Origin of the sequence: Thalassospira sp. MIT1004, from assembly GCF_001858545.1 — a bacterium.
In the GTDB taxonomy this organism is placed as follows: Bacteria; Pseudomonadota; Alphaproteobacteria; order Rhodospirillales; family Thalassospiraceae; genus Thalassospira; species Thalassospira xiamenensis.
On the sequence record NZ_MCAO01000033.1, the window covers coordinates 249546 to 270644 of the forward strand.

The following is a 21099-nucleotide window of genomic DNA, read 5'->3' on the forward strand; positions in this document are numbered from 1 at the left end:
TTCTCAACATCTTCAAGAAATTTTCTGCAAAACGCTTTGGCGACAGCACTTTAGACAACCGGAATTCAGAGTTTCAGACCAATGCATAGCAACCTGCAAACCAGTACGCCGTCCGATCCGGTCGAAATGATTGTCTCGACAGATGGATTGCTGCGCTTTGAGGACCGGGAATTTCGCTGTGCAATTGGCAAAAACGGCGTGGTCTCTGCCGATGCAAAGACCGAAGGTGACGGTAAAACGCCGGCTGGAACCTGGCGACTGCGTTATGTTATGTATCGGTCTGATCGCCGCGCAAGCCCCCATACAGACCTTCCAGTCACCACTATTTCCTTTTCTGATGGCTGGTGCGACGATCCTACCCATCCGGACTATAATCGCCCCGTGCGGCTTCCGTTTGATGCCAGCCATGAGAAACTGTTTCGCGACGATGGGCTTTACAACCTCATTGTCGTACTTGGTCACAACGATGATCCTACCGTCCCGGGAAAAGGGTCGGCGATTTTCATGCATATTGCCCGCCCGGATTATACCGGTACCGAAGGCTGCGTTGCACTTGGCGAAAAAGATCTCGAAACCGTTTTGTCCATGTGCACGACTGAAAACTATATTCGGATCGATATGTAAAATCATGGACTTGCCGTTGTGGCAATGACACCCTAGTTTCATGCTGCACGCCATTGACCGGGACGGATCATGATTGAAGACGATTATCTATACAAAAAGAACGGTATTTCCGGTTTCGGAGCACGCATCAGGCGTGTTTTCAGCTCCCGCAAGTTTTGGGTGGGCAGCCTTACCGTTATTGTGTTGGTCGCTGTCATCTATTATCCGGTCGGCATGGCACTGGTGCACAAGATCGACGACAATCCCGATTTCACTGGTAATTATCAGGGCGGCAGCCATTCGGTAAGCACCGCATCCGCACTGATAGATCGCGAAATCAATCAGAACCGCTGGACGGCGAACGATCCCTTCTTCCTGCCGAGTGCCGCACTGGACAATATGCCGAACTTCCAGACGGGTATTGTCTATGCCCTGTCACGCTTTGCAATCGAGTTGTCCGATCAGATTGGTCGTACGCGTGGCTCAAGCCAGGTTGACCCGGATCTGGATGATGCAGCAGGCCTTCTGAAATTCAGGGGTGACAAATGGGTCTTTGATCCCAGCGTGTCGCTTTTGCCCGGTGTAACCTCCGAACAGCAATACCGGCAGGCTATTGCAGCGCTTAACCGTTACAATCAGCGCCTGGCAGACGGTCAGGCCGTTTTTGAACGCCGTGCTGACAATCTGCAGGAAACGCTGAACCGTTTCGCCAATGATCTTGGATCAGCATCCGCACTGATTGATGACAAGGTCGAAGACCCATCCTTGTTTGATCGCACTGCTGATGATGTCTTTTATGCCACCAAGGGCCGTCTTTATGCCTATAGCCTGATCCTGCGTGACCTCGGCACCGATTTCGAACAGGTCATCAATGAACGTCAGGTAGCACCAGCCTGGGCGGAAATGATCGGCTCGTTGCAGGCAGCAGCGGCTCTTGATCCTCTGGTTGTGGTCAACGGTTCGGCCGATGGCATTATTTTCCCAAACCACTTGGCCGGGCTTGGTTTTTATCTGCTGCGCGCCCGTACCCAGATGCGCGAAATCAGCTCTATTCTGCAGCGATAAGACAGGTTCCCGGTACCGGGTGTCAGATCACGAATACCTGAGTTGCGCGCTCAGACTTGATCTTTTCCTGTTTTTGCCCCATTTAGGGCCTAACCAGATGAAATCGGGAACGCCGCGCGGGCAAGATTTGCCCCGGCCCCCAGAGTGAGAGGACAAGCCGACATGTTCATTCAAACCGAACCGACTCCGAACCCGGCAACACTGAAATTCCTGCCCGGCGAAGATGTTATGGGCCGTCAGGGCACCGCCAACTTCACGGCAACCGATACAGATGTAAAATCACCGCTTGCCCGCAAGCTGTTTGAAGTTGAAGGCATCACCGGGGTGTTTCTGGGCGGTGACTTCATCACCATCACCAAGGACGATGCCAAAGACTGGCAGACACTCAAACCGCAAATCCTTGGCGGTATCATGGAGCATTACACCTCCGGACAGCCGGTTCTTGATCAGAATTCCGGTGCTGCCACCGGTGCCAGCACCGCATCAGATGGAGATGATGAACTGGTCAGCCAGATCAAGGAACTGCTTGATACCCGTGTCCGGCCGGCCGTCGCACAGGATGGCGGCGATATCGTCTTCCACAAATTCGAAGACGGCGTTGTATTCCTTGAAATGCACGGCGCATGCTCCGGCTGCCCGAGCAGCACGGCGACCCTTAAAATGGGCATCGAAAACATGCTGCGTTATTACGTGCCGGAAGTTCAGGCCGTAGAACCGGTCATGGCTGACTGATTTCCCGATTCGCGAAATTTTTTCCGCCCGGCACGCACAAATTTCTGTGCCGGGCGTTGTCATTACGCGCGGAACGCAAACGTCGCAAAGGAAAAATTAACCTTTTCGATATTGCAGGTTGCGATCCGCACAACAGGCAGGCATAGATAACGGCTCGCATGAACCGGCAGTTTTACTGATCCTGGAGAAACAACATGAATAGCGCAAAAGAAGGCAGTTACCGTAAAATTGCGCTTGCTTCAGTGTTTGGAGCGGTAGGTTTACTGTATTTTGGCATTTTCGGTGGATGGGATGTTACCCCCCCCCCTAAAGGTATGAGCTTTGACGAGGTCGCAGCAGTTACCGTTGCGCCGGAAAAAAAGAACGTCAAACCGCTCTACCGTCGCGATCCAGAAGTGATCGCGCTTAACCAGTATTATCAAAGCATCGGCTACAGCCTGTCGGGTGTGCAGGAAATTCCACGCGTCTATATCAAACGCGTTCCCAAAGGCATGCGCGATCTGGCATCCGCAGACGAGCGCAAACAGATTTTCATTCGAATCATGCTGCCGCTGGCATTGCGTGTGAACGAGGAAATCACAGCGCGACGTGATCGCCTGATGGCTATTCAGAGCAAGAAATATTCCGGCGACCCGATCAGTGCGGCTGAAAAAGAATGGGTCGATCAGATGATGAAGCGCTATCGCGTGAAGGATGGCGGTGTCACCGCACTGCTTGAACGCATCGATATCATTCCGCCATCTCTGATGCTTGCTCAGTCCGCTGAGGAAAGCGGCTGGGGCACGTCGCGCTTCGTGCGCAAGGGTAATGCCCTGTTTGGCCAGTGGGCCTGGGATGAAGACGGCATCGTCCCAGAAGACCGTGCCGAAGGCAAAACCCACGTCATCAAATCGTTTAACAGCCTGATCGACAGTGTTCGTGCCTATGCACGCAACATCAACTCGCACCCGGCATATGCCGAACTGCGCGCTGAACGTGCCAAGTTGCGTGAAGGTGGCGAAGTCGTGCTTGGTTGGGATCTGGCCGATACACTAACCAAATATTCCGAACGTGGTGAAGAATATGTCGACTCGCTTCACGCCATCATGCGCGTGAACGGTCTTGAAACATTCGACGGGATCGGCTTCGCGTCTGGCGATATACCGCCGCCGCCAAGTGTTCTGGCACTTCTTGAAGATTGATCGCACCAATCGCTTATAAAAAAGGGACCGGTTTCATGCGGTTCCTTTTCTTATTTCCGTAAATGGATACCACCAGATTCTATGGGCGGTAAATCCAGCCTTTCTCGGATTTGACCAGCCGGATCTCGCTTTCGACAATGCGCCTGTCACCCGCCTTGAACTCGCCCTCCTTCAAGGCCAGCATCTTGGTCTTCACCAGATCAATTGCTTCACTGACAGTGTCACCGACCGTATCAAGGTCCCCGGCGGCCTTGCCCTTTTCCGTCACGTCATCGGCAAAATCCGCGACCGAGCGATCAAACACCAATTCGTAACGCACCATAACTGTCGTTTCATCTTCGGCTTCTTTGATGCTGTTGGTCTTGGCAATATTTTCAACATGACCAACTTTGGCATAAGGATCATCACGGAAACGTTCGATCACGGCCGTGGTGATCTCATTAGCTGTTGGGCCTTCGGTCTTTGTATCGTCGCACGCAGCCAAGGCCACAAGCGCCGGAACGAACAGAATAAATGCAAAAAAATGACTGATGCGATGCATCGACAAGTTCCTTATGCCTGAAATACGGTTATGGCGCGAACCTGTTACAGTCCGATGTGGCAGAAATCGGGTCGATCCACGCTATTGCCCAAGCGATAAACGCCATCAGGGCTGCGCGATCCATTTGCCTTTAATCTTAACGAAATCGACGACCCGGGCGACGTCAAAGCGCTGATCTTTTTCAAATTCACCATAAAGGCTGGTCAGGCCCGTCAATTCAACAGTTCCAAGAATACCAAGATAATCACGAAACCGCATACGTTCGGCTTCCGAAGCTGACCCCGGATCGGCAACAATGCCAATGGCATTGGCAAAATCAATATCAAACACCAGTTCGTATTGCACAGATACACGACTGCGATTGTCGCCTGTTCGCTCCGTATCGGATATCTCGATATTTTCCAGATGCGATAGCATGCCTATCAGGGCTTCATCGTGCAGTTCGTTCAAGCTGGACGTAATCAGTTCTGACGAAGGCTCGGAAGCATTGCACCCGAACAGAATCAAAAAAACTGTGCATAGCCCAAAACGCCATTTGCATGAAAAATTCAACGTCACGTTCCCACGATTACCGGTTGTTTTTTGTTATATTCCGGCCTCTTAAAGTAAAATGGCGGAAATTGCATCAGCAATTCCGCCATTTTAACAATATTGTTTAGCGCAACTTAGCCGTGTTCTGCCTCGTGAGCGGCCAGTGCTGCCAGGTTGACAAGGTCGTTAACCGTACTGCCCATCTGGGTGATCTGTGCCGGCTTTTCGAGCCCGATCATCACCGGACCAACAACCGTACCACCGCCCAGCTTGTCGAGAAGCTTTGACGCCGTTGTCGCCGCATGAAGGGCCGGCATTACAAGCACATTGGCCGGGCCGGAAAGACGGCAGAACGGATAAAGCTTCAACAGTTCAGTATCAAGCGCCACATCAACCGCAATATCACCATCGAATTCAAAATCGACATTACTGCGCTCAAGGATACCGACCGCCTCGCGGATACGGTCGGTATCTGCACTCCACGGGTTGCCAAACGTCGAATGCGATACCATTGCCACACGCGGCTCGTGACCAAGCTGACGGGCTTTTTCGGCCGCCTGGATCGCAATCTCGGCAAGCTGCTCGGCATCGGGCATGTTATGCACGCGCGTATCGGCAATAAACACCGTCCGGCCTTTGGCAATTGCAATCGAAAGACCCATAGGGATTTCGCCCGGCTTGGCATCGATCACTGAACTGATATCGGTAAAGCTGCGATGGAAGTTTCGCGTCAGGCCGGTAATCAGGCCGTCCGCATCGCCTTTTGCCACCATAACAGCTGCAAAGACGTTACGCTTCTGGTTGACCATGCGCTGGCAATCGCGCCACAGGAAGCCTTTACGCTGCAGGCGGCCATACAGGAACTCGGCATATTCCTTGTTCTTGTGAGAAAGGGCCGCGTTGCTGATTTCAACACCCTCAAGGCTTTCGATACCGAGCGATTTGGCCGATTCCGCGATCCGGTCCTCGCGCCCGATCAGGATCGGAGTACCATAACCGGAATTGCGATAGGCCACAGCCGCACGAATAACGGTTTCCTCTTCGCCCTCGGCAAAGGCAATCCGTTTCGGATGGGCCCGCACATAATCGGAAATCAGTTGTAGATGGGCCGCCGTCGGATCAAGGCGACCGCGCAGCTGATTTTCATATTCCGCCATGTCAATGATCGGTCGGCGTGCAACACCACTGTCCATCGCGGCCTGTGCCACGGCCTTGGGCACCGCAATGATAAGGCGCGGGTCAAACGGTGCCGGAATGATATATTCCGGACCATATTGCAGGCGACGGCCGGAATAAGCCGCAGCAACCTCGTCAGGCACATCTTCACGCGCCAGTGACGCCACCGCATGCGCCGCGGCAATCTTCATTTCCTCGTTGATCGTGGATGCCTGAACGTCAAGCGCCCCGCGGAAGATATAAGGGAAACCAAGCACGTTATTGATCTGGTTGGCATAGTCCGAACGCCCGGTGGCACAGATCGCGTCATTTCGGATCGCGGCGACGTCTTCCGGGCTGATTTCCGGATCCGGGTTTGCCATGGCAAAGATGATAGGCTGTTTGGCCATGCTTTTGACCATGGCCGCCGTCACCGCGCCCTTGACCGACAGGCCGAAGAACGCATCCGCCCCGTCCATCGCTTCTTCCAGCGTGCGGGCATCTGTTTCGGCCGCGTGCGCCGATTTCCACTGGTTCATGCCGTCTTCACGGCCCTTGTAAATCACCCCGCGCGAATCGCACATGATGACATTATCGGGTGTGACTCCCATGCTTTTGACCAGTTCGCAACATGCAATCGCCGCCGCACCCGCACCGTTGATCACAAGCTTGATGTCTTTAAGCTCGCGCCCCGTCAGGTCGCAGGCATTGATCAGGCCGGATGCGGCAATAATCGCCGTACCGTGCTGGTCGTCATGGAATACCGGAATATCCATCAGTTCGCGCAAGCGTTGCTCGATGATGAAGCATTCCGGGGCCTTGATGTCTTCAAGGTTGATCCCGCCGAACGACGCGCCAAGGAAGCGCACGCAATTGACGAACTCGTCAACATCCTCGGTCGACACTTCAAGGTCCAGCCCGTCAACATCGGCAAAACGCTTGAACAGGACCGCTTTGCCTTCCATTACCGGCTTGGATGCCAGCGCACCCAGATTGCCAAGCCCCAGAACGGCCGTACCATTCGAGATCACGGCGACGATATTGCCCTTGGACGTATAGTCATAGGCCGTTGCCGGATTCTTGGCGATTTCGAGGCATGGCACCGCCACACCTGGTGAATATGCAAGTGAAAGATCGCGCTGTGTGGTCAGCGGCTTCGACGGAGTGATTTCGATTTTTCCGGGGCGGCCACTTGAATGAAACAGCAGCGCTTCACGGTCACGAACCTTGATTTCTGAATCTGACATATATTTTCACTGACGCTTGCGTGGTGGATTGGAAAGCGGCGAGAACCTGTAAACTTTAACCCGGCAATCAGGTGTGGAGCCGTCATGCCGGACCGCTCAATAAATCAGGCTTCTGGCCCCGGGTCAAAGGCGACGTTAACGGCAACCGCAAAATTACGTAGCGTTTTCCGTATGTTGCAGCGCATCATATGCCAACCGGAAATAAGAAAGGCGATCATTTCTGATCGCCTTTTACGTTTTAGCAAACCATGTCCGTCATGCCGAAAAATGCAAATACGCACTCAAAATCAAGGGATTATCCCTGATGCAGATGAATGTTTTCCGCGCCGTGCTTTTTCAGAATCGCGGTCGCCTTGGCTTCTGCATCCTCCTTGTCGGGATCAATCCGCACCCACAGGATCACCGACCCGGCATTGATCGCGCGGGCGAAATCTTCGGTATGCGGGGTTGATGTAACTTCCTCGATAAATTCGCGAAGCGCCACGGCGCCAACGCCCGCACCAACCGCAAGCGCCACCGGCGCGGTTGCCGCCCCGCCAAACAGTGCAATCGCCCCCGATGCCACCAAGGGCACCTCGTATTTTGCTTCACCGACCAGCGCGGTCAGCACATCGGACCAGGACCGGCCATCCGACCCGGCAACATCAATTGATTCATGGGAACTTAAAACTGACAGGTCCGTGCGCGAAAATCCGCTATCGCGCAATTCCCGAACCGCGGCATCAAAGCCGTCTTTTGTATCGAATAATCCAACCAGTTCCGGCGCCTGACGGGTCGCTTGGTCTGCTGCCATCTTCTTATCTCCTTGGTCACTGGTCAAAGGGCGGCAAATCGGCGATGATCGCGCTACTTTGCTGCCTGCGTATCTTAACATATTTTACAGAAAATCAGGCATTGCAATGGCATAGGTCAAAAACTGCTCCCGGGCCGTTTCATTCCCTCGTCAATGCCTTCAGGGTTTGCTATCACACTCGCCATGAACAATATTGCCGATCCTTCCGATACTCAGACCGTCCCCCTTTCGTTCGACACCGAAGGTGCGACCCCGATGATGATGCAGTTCCTTGAAATCAAGGAACAGTATCAGGACTGCCTGCTGTTTTACCGCATGGGCGACTTTTACGAGCTATTCTTCGACGATGCCGTCAAGGCGGCCGAGGCACTCGATATCGCGCTGACAAAACGTGGCAAACATCAGGGTAACGAAATTCCCATGGCCGGTGTTCCCGTCCATAGCCACGAAACATATCTTCAGCGTCTGATCCGCAAGGGTTTCCGTGTCGCTGTATGCGAACAGATGGAAGACCCGGCCGAGGCCAAGAAACGCGGCGCCAAATCCGTCGTCAAACGCGGCGTTGTCCGACTGATCACGCCCGGCACCCTGACCGAAGACAGCCTTCTGGATGCCCGGCGCCATAACTATCTGGCCGCCGTATCCGAAGTTCGCGGCAAGGTCGGCCTAGCCTGGCTTGATATGTCGACCGGCGATTTTTATGTTCAGCCCTGTGATATGGGCGGGCTTCCTGCCGCCCTTGCCCGTCTTGACGCTGGTGAGCTTCTGATATCTGACAAACTTCTGAATCGTTCGGAAATGTTCGATATCTACGCCGAATACAAAAACGTCATCACCCCGCAACCCGCATCACGCTTTGATGCCGAAAATGCCCAGCTGCGCCTTAAAAAACTATATGAAGTTGCGGCCCTGGACGCTTTTGGCGGATTCGAAATTGCCGAACTTTCGGCGGCCGGGGCGCTGATCGATTATGTCGATCTGACCCAGAAGAGTCAGATGCCGCGCCTTGCCCCGCCGCAACGCATGGCTGCGGGTGCTGCAATGGAAATTGATGCCGCCACCCGCCGGTCACTGGAATTGACCCAGACCCAATCAGGTGAACGCAAGGGATCGCTTTTATCGGTCATCGACCGTACCCGCACTGGTGCCGGTGCCCGCTTGCTGGCCGCCCGCCTGTCCGCACCGCTGACCGATGCGGGCACGATCAATAAACGCCTTGATCTGGTCTCCTATTTCCATGATCGCGATGCCCTACGGTCCGATCTGCGAGCTGCCCTTGGCGAATGTCCGGATATCGAACGTGCATTGTCACGTCTGTCCGTCGGTCGTGGCGGCCCACGCGATCTGGCTGCCATGCGCGATGGTCTGGCCTGTGCCTTTGAGATTGGCAACCTTTTGCACAAACCCGATGGCGGCAATGATGGCCTGACCACGCAACCCGCCGCCCTTGTCGATCATTTGACCGATATGGGTCATCACGGCGATCTGGTTGATCTTCTGCGCCGGTCGCTTAGCGAAAATCTACCGTTGCTGGCGCGTGATGGCGGTTTTATCGCAAGTGGTTATCACCCGCCGCTTGATGAATTGCGGATGCTTTCAAGCGAAAGCAAAAAGCTAATCGCCAATCTGCAAGCCCGATATACCGAACAAACGGCCATCACCAGCCTTAAGGTCAAACACAACAATGTTCTTGGCTACTTCATCGAAGTACCGGCCAAACAGGCTGACCGGATGATCGAAATCGATGAATTTATCCATCGCCAGACCATGGCCAATGCGGTTCGTTTCACCACGGTCGAGCTGTCCGAGCTCGAAAGCAAGGTTTCAAAGGCCGGTGATCAGGCATTGGCTCTGGAACTCGAACTGTTTGACACACTGGTCACGGGCGTCCTTGAACATGCCGACGCCATCGCGCGCTGTGCACAGGCACTTGCCGGGCTTGATGTGTCAGCCGCGTTGGCCGAACTGGCGCGTGATCAGGGATGTATCCGCCCGACCATTGATGACAGCCTTGCCTTTGATATTCGTGGCGGTCGCCATCCGGTGGTCGAAGCCGCCCTGCGCGAAAATGGCGATAGCCCCTTTGTTGCCAATGACTGCCGCCTTGAAGGCGAACAAAGTCTTTGGCTGATTACTGGTCCGAACATGGCCGGTAAATCGACCTTCCTGCGCCAGAATGCCCTGATTGCGGTTCTGGCCCAGATCGGTGCCTTTGTCCCGGCTGAAACGGCGCATATCGGTGTGATTGACCGGCTGTTTTCGCGTGTCGGGGCAGCGGATGATCTGGCGCGTGGCCGGTCGACCTTCATGGTCGAAATGGTCGAAACCGCCGCCATCCTTAATCAGGCATCCGATCGTTCGCTGGTTATCCTTGATGAAATCGGGCGCGGCACGGCAACATTTGATGGTCTTTCAATTGCTTGGGCGGTTGTTGAAAACCTGCACGAAGTCAATAAATGCCGTGGCCTCTTCGCAACCCACTATCATGAACTTACAGCCCTTGCCGCCAAGCTTGCCCATCTGTCCTGCCACACCATGCTGATCAAGGAATGGCAGGGCGAAGTCGTCTTCCTGCACGAAGTCGGTGCAGGAAGTGCGGATCGGTCTTATGGCATTCATGTTGCCCAGCTCGCAGGCCTGCCCAAACCAGTGATCAAACGCGCCGAACAGGTATTGAAAACCCTGGAGAAGGGCGAGCAGGGCGGTGCGGTTTCCAAACTGGCCGATGACCTGCCGCTTTTTGCTGCCGCAATCGAGCAAGTCAAACAGGAAGAAAAAGCCAAAACCACTGCATTGTCGCCTGAACAAAAGGCCCTTCTGGATGCTGTGGCTGAAATCGATCCCGATAACATGACCCCGCGCGAAGCACTTGATGCGCTATATCGCTTGCGCGCCATGCGCGGTTGATTTCGCATCTGTCGCGAAAAATATCGGCCAACGCATTAAAAACAGGCACTTTGCCCTTATATCAGGCAGGTGCCTGTTTGCTTTTTGATGTTAAACTCCGGCGATCAGCCTAACACTGGCATCGAAAACACGGCATGCCATATGCATTGGGTGTGGACCCAAAAGGGCAACCAGCCCGTTCATGCCAGACCCGACCGAGGAAACCACTTCAAGTGACGTATAGAATCAAGAAACAGCGCGAAATCATCGACCGCCGCAAAATCTTTGCCGAGCTTGAAACCATCGCTGCCAATGCGGATCTGACATCCTTCAAACAGCGTGCGGAAATCCTTAAACACCTCAAAGCCGTTCTGGAGAATGGCCGCAAGGTCATCCGTGCCCGTTTCGAAGAAACCAATTCCGGGCAGGACGCGGTCTTTTCCAACAGTTTCCTGATCGATCAGATTGTCCGTCTGATCCATGATTTCGCCCTGAAATTCGTCTATCCACTGCATAATCCCACCAATGAGCAACGCATGGCGGTTGTCGCGGTTGGCGGTTACGGTCGCGGCGATATGGCGCCGCAATCTGATGTCGATATCCTGTTTCTGTTTCCCTACAAACAAACCGCGCATGGCGAACAGGTTGTCGAATACATCCTTTATATGCTCTGGGATCTAGGGCTGAAGGTCGGTCATGCCACCCGTTCGATTGATGACTGCCTGCGCATGGGCAAACAGGACATCACAATTCGTACCAACCTGCTTGAAAGCCGGTTCGTATGGGCGGATGAAGAAGTCTATAAAGCCTTCCGCACCCGTTTCATGGAAGAGCTGGTCAAGGGCACGGGGCTTGAATTCATCGAAGGCAAGCTGAACGAACGCGATGAACGCCACATTCGCATGGGTGATTCCCGCTATGTGGTTGAACCCAACGTCAAGGACGGCAAAGGCGGCCTTCGCGATCTTCATACCCTGTTCTGGATCGGCAAATATCTTTACCGTGTCAGCAACCCGCTTGAACTGGTCGACCTCAAAGTCCTGACCCGCAAGGAAGCACAAGGCTTTCTGAAGGCACAAAACTTCCTGTGGTCGGTGCGCTGCTGGCTGCATTACCTGACCGGACGCGAAGAAGACCGCCTGACATTTGATATGCAGCGCGATATTGCCGATAAGCTTGGCTATACCGACCATGCAGGCGCATCAGGTGTCGAACGCTTCATGAAACACTATTATCTGATGGTGAAACATGTCGGCAACCTGACCCGCATCTTCTGTGCCGCCCTTGAAGAACGCCATCAACGCAAACCGCTAATCCGCTTCCCGGCACGTTTTTTCGGTAGCAAGGAAATCGACGGTTTCCAGTTGCGCAATGATCGCCTGACCGTCGACAGCCTCGAAACCCTGCAAAGTGACCCGATACAGATATTACGCCTATTCCTTGTCGCCCATCAGAACGGGGTCGGCATTCATCCCGAAACGCTGCGCTGGGTAACACAAAGTCTGAAACTGGTCGATCACAAGTTGCAAAAGGATCCGGCCGCGAACGAGGTCTTTCTTGAGATCCTGACACACCGCGATACCCCCGATATCCCGCTTCGCAAAATGAACGAAGCCGGGCTGCTTGGCCGTTTCATCCCGGATTTCGGTCGTGTCGTTGCCCAGATGCAATATGACATGTACCACACCTATACCGTGGACGAGCACACCATCCGCGCGATCGGCATATTGAACCAGATCGAACGCGGCGAACTGGCAGAAGAAGCCCCGGTTGCCACCCGTATCATGGAAAAGGTGATTTCGCGCCGCGTGCTTTATGTCGCGGTATTGCTTCATGATATCGCCAAGGGCCGAGGCGGTGATCATTCGGAACTCGGCGCCGAAGTCGCCGAAAAGCTTTGTCCGCGTCTCGGCCTGTCGCCTGCCGATACCGAAACCGTCGCTTGGCTGGTCAAAGCCCATCTGTGGATGAGCCTGACCGCATTCAAACGTGACCTGAATGACCCGACGACGATTCGCGCCTTTGCCGATCTGGTCCAGTCACAGGAACGGTTGCGTTTGTTGCTGTGCCTCACGGTTGCCGATATCCGGGCCGTAGGTCCGAATGTCTGGAACGGCTGGAAAGCGACCCTTCTGCGCGAACTGTTCTATGCCACCGATGACTTGCTTTCGGGCGGCCTGAATGCCGACAGTCGCGATTCGCGTGTCGCCCGTGCCCAGCAGAAATTGCGCGACGCCCTTGCCGCATCCGGTTCCAACTGGCCAGAACAGGATGTCGAGGACTTCATTGATCGCGGTTATCCGTCCTATTGGCTCAGTTTTGACACCGAAACCCATGTCCGTCATGCCCATCTGACCCGTGATGCCAAGGCAAGCGGTGCGGACATCACGATCGATATGCGAATCGAAACCGATATCGATGCCACCGAAATCATTGTCCACACCACCGATCATCCCGGGCTGTTTTCCCAGATTGCCGGATCGATGGCGCTGTGTGGCGCCAATGTCGTCGATGCCAAAATCCTGACCCTTGCCGACGGCATGGCACTTGATACCTTCTTTATCCAGGATACCAATGGCGAGGCCTTCAACGACAAATCCAAGCTCGATAAATTACGCAAAACGCTTGAACAGGTGATTTCAGGCCGTCTGCGACCGAGTCAGGAAATCGAACGTCGCCAGATCAAGGATAACAAGCATCGCACTGCAGTCTTCAAAGTCGAGCCAAACGTCATCATCGACAACAAGGCCAGCCGCACCCACACGGTCATTGAAATTACCGCGCGCGACCGGCAGGGTCTGCTTTACGACGTCACACGCACATTACGCGACCTTTCGCTGCAAATCGCATCGGCGCGTATTTCGACCTTTGGTGAACGCGCAGTCGACGTTTTCTACGTCAAGGACGTGTTTGGTCTGAAAATTGATAGCCGCACCAAATTCCTGCAGGTCAAGGAAACCCTGACCCAAACCTTGGAAAACGGCTGAACAACCGACCCGAAAACACAAAATCCCCGCCCCTGCGATTGGCCAAAAGCCAAATCACCCCGGCAGGGATCCGTGTTCAATGGTGTAAGCACCATGATCGAATTTTGATTTGTATCGGAAGTTTGAACGGACGAGGGCTGGTCGGTCCTGAAACCTGATGTTATGGCCTGTTGTCCCGTAACATCATATTCCTCGGAGTGCAGCAGGTTGAGGTGGAGCGCCTTTATCCCTCGTCCGGTCAGAATAGCGAGGCTCGCGTCCCAACGAATCCTCAGCGAGTTGCAATGTATGAGTATTGCAGCATATTTTCTGTGACGGTTGTCACAACCCCAAGCATTTTTTACAAAACCACAGCCCATTTCACAAAAGTTCAATGTTTGTGCGCCCATTTAGGCAAAAATTATCGCCTCTCACTCACCGCTAATCCGCCGTCATTACGAGTTATTCACCTTCGACTGGCAGATTTCATGACTATCGAACCCGGTGGGACTCTTTGCCACGGTTAAAAACATATTCTGGTTCATAACTTTTTTGGATTTGATCGCGAATGTCGCTCGTACGTTCCATTGCCACGGTCAGTGGCTTTACCCTGATCTCGCGTCTTCTGGGTTTTGCCCGCGACATCATGATTGCCGGGATGCTAGGTGCCGGTGGCATGGCCGATGCCTTTTTCGTGGCCTTCAAATTCCCCAACCTGTTCCGCCGCCTGTTTGGCGAAGGCGCGTTTAACGCCGCCTTTGTACCTTTGCTAGCCGGTGATATTGAAAAACGCGGCCTTGATGTCGCGCGTGAATTTGCCGCACGCGCCATGTCGATGCTAATCCTGATTACCGGTTTTCTGGTCGCGATCATCGAAATCACCATGCCTTGGGCAATGCATGTCTTTGCACCGGGCTTTGCCGAAGACCCGGAAAAATTCGCCCTTGCCGTCGAATTGTCGCGTATTACCTTCCCCTATCTCGCCTTCATTTCGGCTGTTGCCCTGATGTCGGGTGTACTTAACACCCTGCACCGCTATGCCGCGGCAGCGGGTGCGCCCATCATCCTCAATATCTGTCTGATCGCTGCCCTTCTGGGACTTACACCGATGACCGAAACCCCGGCCCATGCCCTGGCATGGGGGGTTGCGATTGCCGGTATCGCGCAGTTCGTTTGTCTGGTGATTGCCTGCAAACGCGCCGGTTTTGTCATAAAATGGCAATTGCCCAAAATTGATGACCGGATAAAGTTGCTGGGCAAACGCATGATCCCGGGCATGATCGGTGCGGGCGTCTATCAGTTGAACCTCCTGATCGATACCATGCTGGCATCCCTTGTTTCGGACGGGGCGGTATCTTGGCTTTACTATGCCGACCGCGTACATCAACTACCGCTTGGCGTTATCGGAATCGCGATTGGCACGGCCCTTCTGCCGACCCTGTCGCGTCAACTTCAGGGTGCAGACCCGAAAGTCGCGATGTATAGCCAGAATCGCGGCATCGAGATCGCCCTGCTGCTGACCCTGCCTTCCGCGGTAGCGCTTGGCGTAATGGGTATTCCGATCATCAATGTTCTGTTTGAACGCGGTGCCTTTGGCGCCAGCGAAACGCTGATGACTGGCATGGCACTGACCATTTTTGCCTTTGGCCTGCCCGCGTCGGTTCTGGTCAAAGTTCTCGCGCCGGGATTCTTTGCGCGCGAAGATACCAAAACGCCCATCCGCATCGGCATTTCCGCCATGGTGATCAATATCGTTCTGATCATCGCCCTGATGCCGACCTTCGGCCATCTTGGCATTGCAGCAGCAACCTCGACCTCGGTCTGGATCAATGCAGGCGCGCTTGGCTGGATTCTGCACAAACGCGGTGATCTGGTCTTTGACGACCGGCTTAAACGCCGGGTACCACGCATCTTGCTGTCATCGGTTCTGATGGGGCTTGCCCTATGGTTTGCCATCGAATGGCTGTGGCAAAATGACGCCCTTTCAATCACGCGCGTCATCACCATGGCCGGGCTGGTCAGTGGCGGGTTGCTGATTTACGCCGTCACCGCACAGCTTTCGGGCGCGACCAGTTTCTCGGAACTGAAAGCAACACTTAAACGCGGCAACACCGCCTGAAGACGACTATTGCACCTTATTTCCGTCATTTCGGGACAAGCCGCTTGACCAAATCCGGTCCGGCGGCTTAACTCCCGCCCGAAGATTTGCAGGCTCGTCCGCCGGCGGGTGTCCAAAACCTGGCGGAGCATGCAGGTCACTCAACACATTTTTGGAAATGGACGACATCGTTATGGAACGTGTTTTTTCGGGTGCTCAGCCCACCGGTAACCTTCATCTTGGCAACTATCTTGGTGCGATCCGCAACTGGGTCGCGCTGCAGAAAGACTTCGAATGCATCTTCTGCGTCGTTGATCTGCATGCCATAACCGTCTGGCAAGAGCCCAATGAACTGCGTTCCAACATCCGCGAACTTGCTGCCAGCATGATTGCATCTGGCATCGATCCGGAAAAACATGTCCTGTTCAACCAAAGTCAGGTTTCGGCACATGCCGAACTGGCCTGGATTTTCAACTGTGTCGCGCGCATCGGCTGGCTGAACCGGATGACCCAGTTCAAGGAAAAAGCTGGCAAGAATCGTGAAAACGCATCACTTGGTCTATATGCCTATCCCAGCCTGATGGCCGCCGACATTCTGGCCTACAAGGCGACCCATGTGCCGGTCGGCGAAGACCAGAAGCAGCATCTTGAACTGACCCGCGACATTGCGATCAAATTCAACAACGATTTTGGCGTCGAGTTTTTCCCACAGCCAGATCCGCTGATTCTTGGTCCGGCAACGCGCGTGATGTCACTACGTGACGGTTCGAAAAAGATGTCGAAATCCGATGCATCGGATATGTCGCGCATCAACATGACCGACGATGCCGACACGCTGGCAAAGAAAATCCGCAAGGCCAAAACCGATCCGGAACCGCTGCCAAGCGAGGCTGCGGGTCTCGAAGGCCGCCCCGAGGCCAAAAACCTGATCACCATCTATGCCGCACTGACCGATGCAAATGTTGCTGACGTTCTGGCAGAACATGGTGGAACCCAGTTCTCGGGCTTCAAACAGGCGCTGACCGATGTTGTTGTCGAAAAACTGGCACCAATCACCGAAGAAATGGCACGTCTTAAAGCCGACAATACCTATATCGACGCAGTTCTGGCAAAGGGTGCAGAACGTGCGGATGCCATTGCCCAGCCGATCCTCAAAGAGGTCAAGGAAATCGTCGGTTTCCTTAATCGCTAAAATCGCCAAGGATTCGTTACCAAATCAAAACAAAACCCGACATCAAACGATTGTCGGGTTTTTTTGATACTTTATGATCGGGTAATCAGATTGAATTATCCGCGGGCTGCTGGCGACCTTCCTGCATTGCCTGGTATTTCTTAAGCCCGTCCATCATGGTCTGACTGAACCAGACTCCGACCGGGGCGTCACTATTGCTGTGGCTTTGTGCTTTTTCCATCAATGGATGGACCATTTCGGCACTGTCTGCGCTTTCATTGCGCGCTATGTCGCGCTCCAAATTTGCCCTATCATCGCGCTGAATCTGCTGACCTGATGCCGGCTTGTCCTGTGCCACCGCATTGGTCGATGCAACGGCATTATTTGCCATGGTTTGCGCCCGATCACGGCCAAGGGCTGCGTTAAACCGTGCGGCCATTTCCGCAGCACTCAAGGGGCCCTGCTGCCCCGAACCTGCTTCTTGTGAATTTGCCGGTTTGGTTACGTCACCCTGCTTGATCTTGGCATATTTTGCCTCCCGGGCAGCAATTTCGGGCGCAACGCCAAATTGCGATGTTCCACGGCTTAACCGCCCGGAACTTTGCGCTCGTGCCCAGACCGTATCACCATTTTCGCTACTAAAGGATGCGCGCTGTATCATGCCCTGATGCCCATTGCGGCTGTCCTCTGCGGTGCGCATGGTCATGTTTGATGCAATATCACTCTGCCCGGCACGTGCAATTGCTACGGCCAGTTCGGCCGGATCGGCATCCTGCGCGTCGATATTGGTTCCGGCCACATCATCCCCTGCCTTGGCCAAAAGACGCTGGGCGGTCTGTATTGCGGGATCATCGCCTGCTGACATTGAAGCTGCCGACGGTGCGACCTGCTGTCGGGCAATTGATTGCGTCAGGGTTTGAGCATTAGAGACAGCCGGACTTGCGACTGGTTTAACAGCTCCATAGGCAGCTGCGGCATTGGCATTGCTAACCGCCCCGCCCCAAGGCGTCACCAGATCAGCCGCATTGTATGCCGTGGTACCTGTTTGGGTCTCAGTACCCTGTTGTTCGTTCATCGCCAGTGTCTCAACACCGGCCACCGGGGCAGCATCGGTAATCGTTGCTTGTTCGGCGGGATCGACCGGTAAACCGTCCTCGCCGGCCATTGACCTGTCACCAACCATCCACGGCAGGACAAGATCGCTTGCCCCGCCAGTTGGGCCACCTTCGAGCGATGCATCGGCCATCATCGGCTGATCTGCCGGGGCCTCGTCACCTTCAAACATCGCCATGATATGCGCACCGGTATCTTCACCGGTCGCCAGATCGACAACCGCATCAACCGCCGCACCGGCCAGACCAAAGATACCGCCAAACAGACCGCCACCAACAACGCGCGCACCATTGCCAAGCTCGTCGCCTGTGATGCTGCGGTAAACCATGCCCACGCCGGGGATATGCTGCAAAGGATTGATCACATCGAGGAAATCGGTGAATTCAAAGCCGTCCTTTCCGAACATATATTCGGAAAAGCTGCGGCCTTCTTCGACACCATCAACAAGCTGCTCGGCCGCACTCGATCCAGCAGACCCGCTGCCTGCCGCTCCGTTTGCGATGCTTGCCCCGTTACCGGGCGATATTTGCCGCCAATCTGCACCAATCGACATATCAGTCCTCCTCTTGCCAACTATTTTGCAAAAGGAGTGCCAGTTTTGTTTCTGGTTAAGGTATTGATTTTAAGGGAATTTATTGAAAGAGAATTTGACGCAGAACTGCCTGTCGGAATCTTCTGCCGGGTAGCATCAGGCAGTCATAATCAGGCGGATTCCGTTATGCGCGACTCAAAACAGGTGGCCGGCGCGGTCCTTTTTGGTCTGAAGATAAAATTCGTTATGACCATTGGACGGAAACTTGTGCGGCACACGTTCGGCAACCGTCACGCCCCAGCTTTCAAGCCCGGTAAGCTTTTCGGGATTATTGGTCAGGAGCCGGACAGTTTCAAACCCCATCTGACGCAGCATTTCGGCAGCTGGCCGATAAACCCGTTCATCAGCATCAAAACCAAGTTCCTCGTTGGCATCCAGCGTATCAAAACCGCGGTCCTGCAATGCATAGGCGCGCAATTTGTTCACAAGCCCGATACCGCGCCCTTCCTGTCGCAGGTAAAGAATAATTCCGCCCTGCCCGCTTTTCGCAATTTCGGCAATCGCTCCACGCAATTGCGGTCCGCAATCACATCTCAGCGACCCGATCAAATCGCCGGTAAAGCATTCTGAATGCAGCCGGATCAAAACCGGCTGATCTTTTGCCGGCTCATCAATCACAATCGCCAGATGTTCCTGACCACCATCTTCCGGACGAAACGCGATAACCGTTGCGTTCTCGGCATTTTCCAACGGAACGCGCGCTTCGCTGACCTGCCGCAGGGTTGCGGCCGATGCGTCTTCGTATCCATTGATGCTCTCGGACTGAAGCACCAGAAGGTTCTGCGCCTTTGACAGCATTTCAAGCTGTTCGGGGTCAACCGGTGCTGTCACCACCGCCGGTAGCAACCGAGCCAGCTTCGCAAGGCGAATGGCCGCACTTTCGGCCATATTGACCGGACGCCACGCGCCAGCTGGCATGCTTTCAAGATCCAGCAACGGATTGGCTATCTCGGCCAACGCTTTCGCATCAACAGCGGATTTTTTGGCGCTGACAAAAGCAATGAAATGATCGTTTTTACAGGTCTTGCCGAGCGATCTGGCCCGCACGCGCGGCAAAACAATCGCGGTATTTCCGCTTTTGCCAGCAATGTCATGAAGGCGCGCCAATCCGTGGTCGGAAAGCGGTTCGGCAGCAATCACCGCCACACAATGGGCAATGCCATTTGCCTGTCCCTGGACCAGAACGATTTCACCGCGCCGCAAATCGGCAACAGCACGCGATACGGTCACCAGATCGGTCGCGGAAACATTGGCTTTTGATGGCACGGCAGCAGATTGGGTCATTGCAGTCTTTGTTTCTTCTGGGTCATACACGGATGATCACAACATCGCGATCCGGTCGGTATGGGGCTGGATAAGGTGCACGTCAATGGGCTAAAGCGAAAACAGTTTGTTCTTCAAAACGCAGTATGAGACTCTAATCCTAAGTATATGGTGGGCCTACGAGAACAATGCCACAAAAAGAACCGTCGGCAGGCCCAGAATATAGGCGGGATTTAGCAAGCAGCAAGGGATGGCGAATGTCGACAGGTAAACAGGTTCTGGTGGTCGAAGATGACGCGGCACTTAGCCAGTCTCTCACCGAGCAGCTCCGGCTTCATGAGGAATTCGAATGTGTCGTCGCCAATAGTGGCCAAAACGCCCTCGAAGTCGCCAAAGAAAATTACTACGACATTATCCTTCTTGATGTCGGCCTGCCCGATATGGATGGTCGTGATGTCTGCAAACTGATGCGGCGCGCCGGGGTCAAATCCCCGATCATCATGCTGACCGGTGCCGACAGCGATTCTGATACGATCCTTGGCTTGGAATCGGGTGCCAACGACTATGTCACCAAGCCGTTCCGCCTGAACGTGCTGCTGGCGCGTATTCGTGCCCATATTCGCCAGCATGAACAAAGCGAGGATGCGGTTTTCGTCATCGGCCCCTACAGCTTCCAACCCAGTGCCAAGCTTCTGATCGAAACCACGACCGAGAAAAAAGTCCGTCTGACGGAGAAGGAAACCTCGATCCTTAAATTCCTGTTCCGGGCGGGCGACAAACCAGTCACACGCGAAACCCTGCTTGACGAGGTCTGGGGCTATAACGCCGGGGTCACCACCCACACGCTGGAAACACACGTTTATCGCCTGCGCCAGAAAATCGAAAAGGACCCGTCAAACGCGACGATCCTGGTCACCGAGCCTGGCGGCTACAAGCTCGTTCCATAACCAGACCCAGACAAACCGCAGAAATACAAATAATTTGCAGAAATCCCGCCGGGCTAAATTCACTTGGCGGGATTTTTGATTTTTTCGTCACAAAACGGCTTTGAGCGCGTCTTATACGTCTGGGCCAGTTATCCACATTTTCTGCCAAATTCGGGCAGTTGACCGAAATCACACCTTAGAGATAGAAAAATCGGCGTTTACAGCATCAGATTTGC

At 54.2% G+C, this 21099-nt stretch carries 15 protein-coding genes; 9 read left to right on the forward strand and 6 right to left on the reverse strand.

Annotation, left to right across the window (positions count from 1 at the left end; translation table 11 throughout):
- Positions 1–81 precede the first annotated feature (81 nt).
- The 4 genes from BC440_RS12700 to BC440_RS12715 all read left to right on the forward strand — a co-directional run bounded on the left by BC440_RS12700 (position 82) and on the right by BC440_RS12715 (position 3581).
- Positions 82–624 carry a L,D-transpeptidase family protein gene (locus BC440_RS12700; protein ID WP_082822654.1) on the forward strand — a complete coding sequence of 181 codons (543 nt, stop codon included), beginning with the start codon at positions 82–84 and terminating at the stop codon, positions 622–624.
- Positions 625–693: 69 nt separating this feature from the next.
- Positions 694–1668 (forward strand): DUF2333 family protein, encoded by a 975-nt coding sequence (locus tag BC440_RS12705; protein ID WP_037988967.1) that lies wholly within the window; start codon positions 694–696, stop codon positions 1666–1668.
- Between the two features lie 162 nt (positions 1669–1830).
- Positions 1831–2400 (forward strand): NifU N-terminal domain-containing protein, encoded by a 570-nt coding sequence (locus BC440_RS12710; protein ID WP_007088547.1) that lies wholly within the window; start codon positions 1831–1833, stop codon positions 2398–2400.
- Positions 2401–2594: 194 nt separating this feature from the next.
- Positions 2595–3581: a glucosaminidase domain-containing protein gene (locus BC440_RS12715; RefSeq protein ID WP_063092296.1), complete on the forward strand. Its 987-nt coding sequence runs from the start codon at positions 2595–2597 to the stop codon at positions 3579–3581.
- Positions 3582–3660: 79 nt separating this feature from the next.
- Here the strand turns inward: BC440_RS12715 and BC440_RS12720 are convergent, their stop codons facing one another.
- From BC440_RS12720 to BC440_RS12735, 4 genes are all read right to left on the reverse strand, one after another.
- Positions 3661–4122, reverse strand: a complete 462-nt coding sequence (locus BC440_RS12720; protein WP_063092295.1) for a hypothetical protein — start codon at positions 4120–4122, stop codon at positions 3661–3663.
- Positions 4123–4227: 105 nt separating this feature from the next.
- On the reverse strand, positions 4228–4674 hold the full coding sequence (locus BC440_RS12725) for a hypothetical protein (protein WP_139189988.1): 447 nt from the start codon (positions 4672–4674) through the stop codon (positions 4228–4230).
- Between the two features lie 113 nt (positions 4675–4787).
- Positions 4788–7055, reverse strand: a complete 2268-nt coding sequence (locus BC440_RS12730) for an NADP-dependent malic enzyme (RefSeq protein ID WP_007088543.1) — start codon at positions 7053–7055, stop codon at positions 4788–4790.
- A gap of 295 nt (positions 7056–7350) precedes the next feature.
- On the reverse strand, positions 7351–7848 hold the full coding sequence (locus BC440_RS12735; protein WP_063092293.1) for a hypothetical protein: 498 nt from the start codon (positions 7846–7848) through the stop codon (positions 7351–7353).
- A 183-nt stretch (positions 7849–8031) separates the two neighbouring features.
- Between BC440_RS12735 and mutS the strand changes: the two genes are divergently transcribed.
- The 4 genes from mutS (at position 8032) to trpS (ending at position 16990) form a co-directional block, all read left to right on the forward strand.
- Positions 8032–10755, forward strand: a complete 2724-nt coding sequence (gene mutS / locus BC440_RS12740) for a DNA mismatch repair protein MutS (protein WP_063092292.1) — start codon at positions 8032–8034, stop codon at positions 10753–10755.
- Positions 10756–10967: 212 nt separating this feature from the next.
- The gene (locus BC440_RS12745) at positions 10968–13721 is read left to right on the forward strand and encodes a [protein-PII] uridylyltransferase (protein WP_063092291.1); all 2754 of its coding nucleotides are present in this window, start codon (positions 10968–10970) and stop codon (positions 13719–13721) included.
- A 547-nt stretch (positions 13722–14268) separates the two neighbouring features.
- Positions 14269–15819, forward strand: a complete 1551-nt coding sequence (gene murJ / locus BC440_RS12750; RefSeq protein WP_063092290.1) for a murein biosynthesis integral membrane protein MurJ — start codon at positions 14269–14271, stop codon at positions 15817–15819.
- 172 nt (positions 15820–15991) lie between these two features.
- On the forward strand, positions 15992–16990 hold the full coding sequence (gene trpS, locus BC440_RS12755; protein WP_007088538.1) for a tryptophan--tRNA ligase: 999 nt from the start codon (positions 15992–15994) through the stop codon (positions 16988–16990).
- An 85-nt stretch (positions 16991–17075) separates the two neighbouring features.
- Here trpS and BC440_RS12760 read toward each other — a convergent pair whose 3' ends face one another.
- The gene (locus BC440_RS12760) at positions 17076–18635 is read right to left on the reverse strand and encodes a hypothetical protein (protein WP_063092289.1); all 1560 of its coding nucleotides are present in this window, start codon (positions 18633–18635) and stop codon (positions 17076–17078) included.
- A 174-nt stretch (positions 18636–18809) separates the two neighbouring features.
- Entirely contained in the window at positions 18810–19958 is a 1149-nt protein-coding gene (gene ribA, locus BC440_RS12765) for a GTP cyclohydrolase II (RefSeq protein ID WP_037988982.1), read from the reverse strand.
- Positions 19959–20194: 236 nt separating this feature from the next.
- Between ribA and BC440_RS12770 the strand changes: the two genes are divergently transcribed.
- Positions 20195–20884 carry a response regulator transcription factor gene (locus BC440_RS12770; protein WP_007088535.1) on the forward strand — a complete coding sequence of 230 codons (690 nt, stop codon included), beginning with the start codon at positions 20195–20197 and terminating at the stop codon, positions 20882–20884.
- The last annotated feature ends 215 nt before the right edge of the window (positions 20885–21099 follow it).

Excerpts from the sequence above, each read along its gene's own strand:
- BC440_RS12700 (WP_082822654.1), top strand. The coding sequence starts at position 82 with ATGCATAGCAACCTGCAAACCAGTACGCCGTCCGATCCGGTCGAAATG.
- BC440_RS12705 (WP_037988967.1), top strand. The coding sequence starts at position 694 with ATGATTGAAGACGATTATCTATACAAAAAGAACGGTATTTCCGGTTTC.
- BC440_RS12710 (WP_007088547.1), top strand. The coding sequence starts at position 1,831 with ATGTTCATTCAAACCGAACCGACTCCGAACCCGGCAACACTGAAATTC.
- BC440_RS12715 (WP_063092296.1), top strand. The coding sequence starts at position 2,595 with ATGAATAGCGCAAAAGAAGGCAGTTACCGTAAAATTGCGCTTGCTTCA.
- BC440_RS12720 (WP_063092295.1), bottom strand. The coding sequence starts at position 4,122 with ATGCATCGCATCAGTCATTTTTTTGCATTTATTCTGTTCGTTCCGGCG.
- BC440_RS12730 (WP_007088543.1), bottom strand. The coding sequence starts at position 7,055 with ATGTCAGATTCAGAAATCAAGGTTCGTGACCGTGAAGCGCTGCTGTTT.
- BC440_RS12735 (WP_063092293.1), bottom strand. The coding sequence starts at position 7,848 with ATGGCAGCAGACCAAGCGACCCGTCAGGCGCCGGAACTGGTTGGATTA.
- mutS (WP_063092292.1), top strand. The coding sequence starts at position 8,032 with ATGAACAATATTGCCGATCCTTCCGATACTCAGACCGTCCCCCTTTCG.
- murJ (WP_063092290.1), top strand. The coding sequence starts at position 14,269 with ATGTCGCTCGTACGTTCCATTGCCACGGTCAGTGGCTTTACCCTGATC.
- trpS (WP_007088538.1), top strand. The coding sequence starts at position 15,992 with ATGGAACGTGTTTTTTCGGGTGCTCAGCCCACCGGTAACCTTCATCTT.
- BC440_RS12760 (WP_063092289.1), bottom strand. The coding sequence starts at position 18,635 with ATGTCGATTGGTGCAGATTGGCGGCAAATATCGCCCGGTAACGGGGCA.
- ribA (WP_037988982.1), bottom strand. The coding sequence starts at position 19,958 with ATGACCCAATCTGCTGCCGTGCCATCAAAAGCCAATGTTTCCGCGACC.
- BC440_RS12770 (WP_007088535.1), top strand. The coding sequence starts at position 20,195 with ATGTCGACAGGTAAACAGGTTCTGGTGGTCGAAGATGACGCGGCACTT.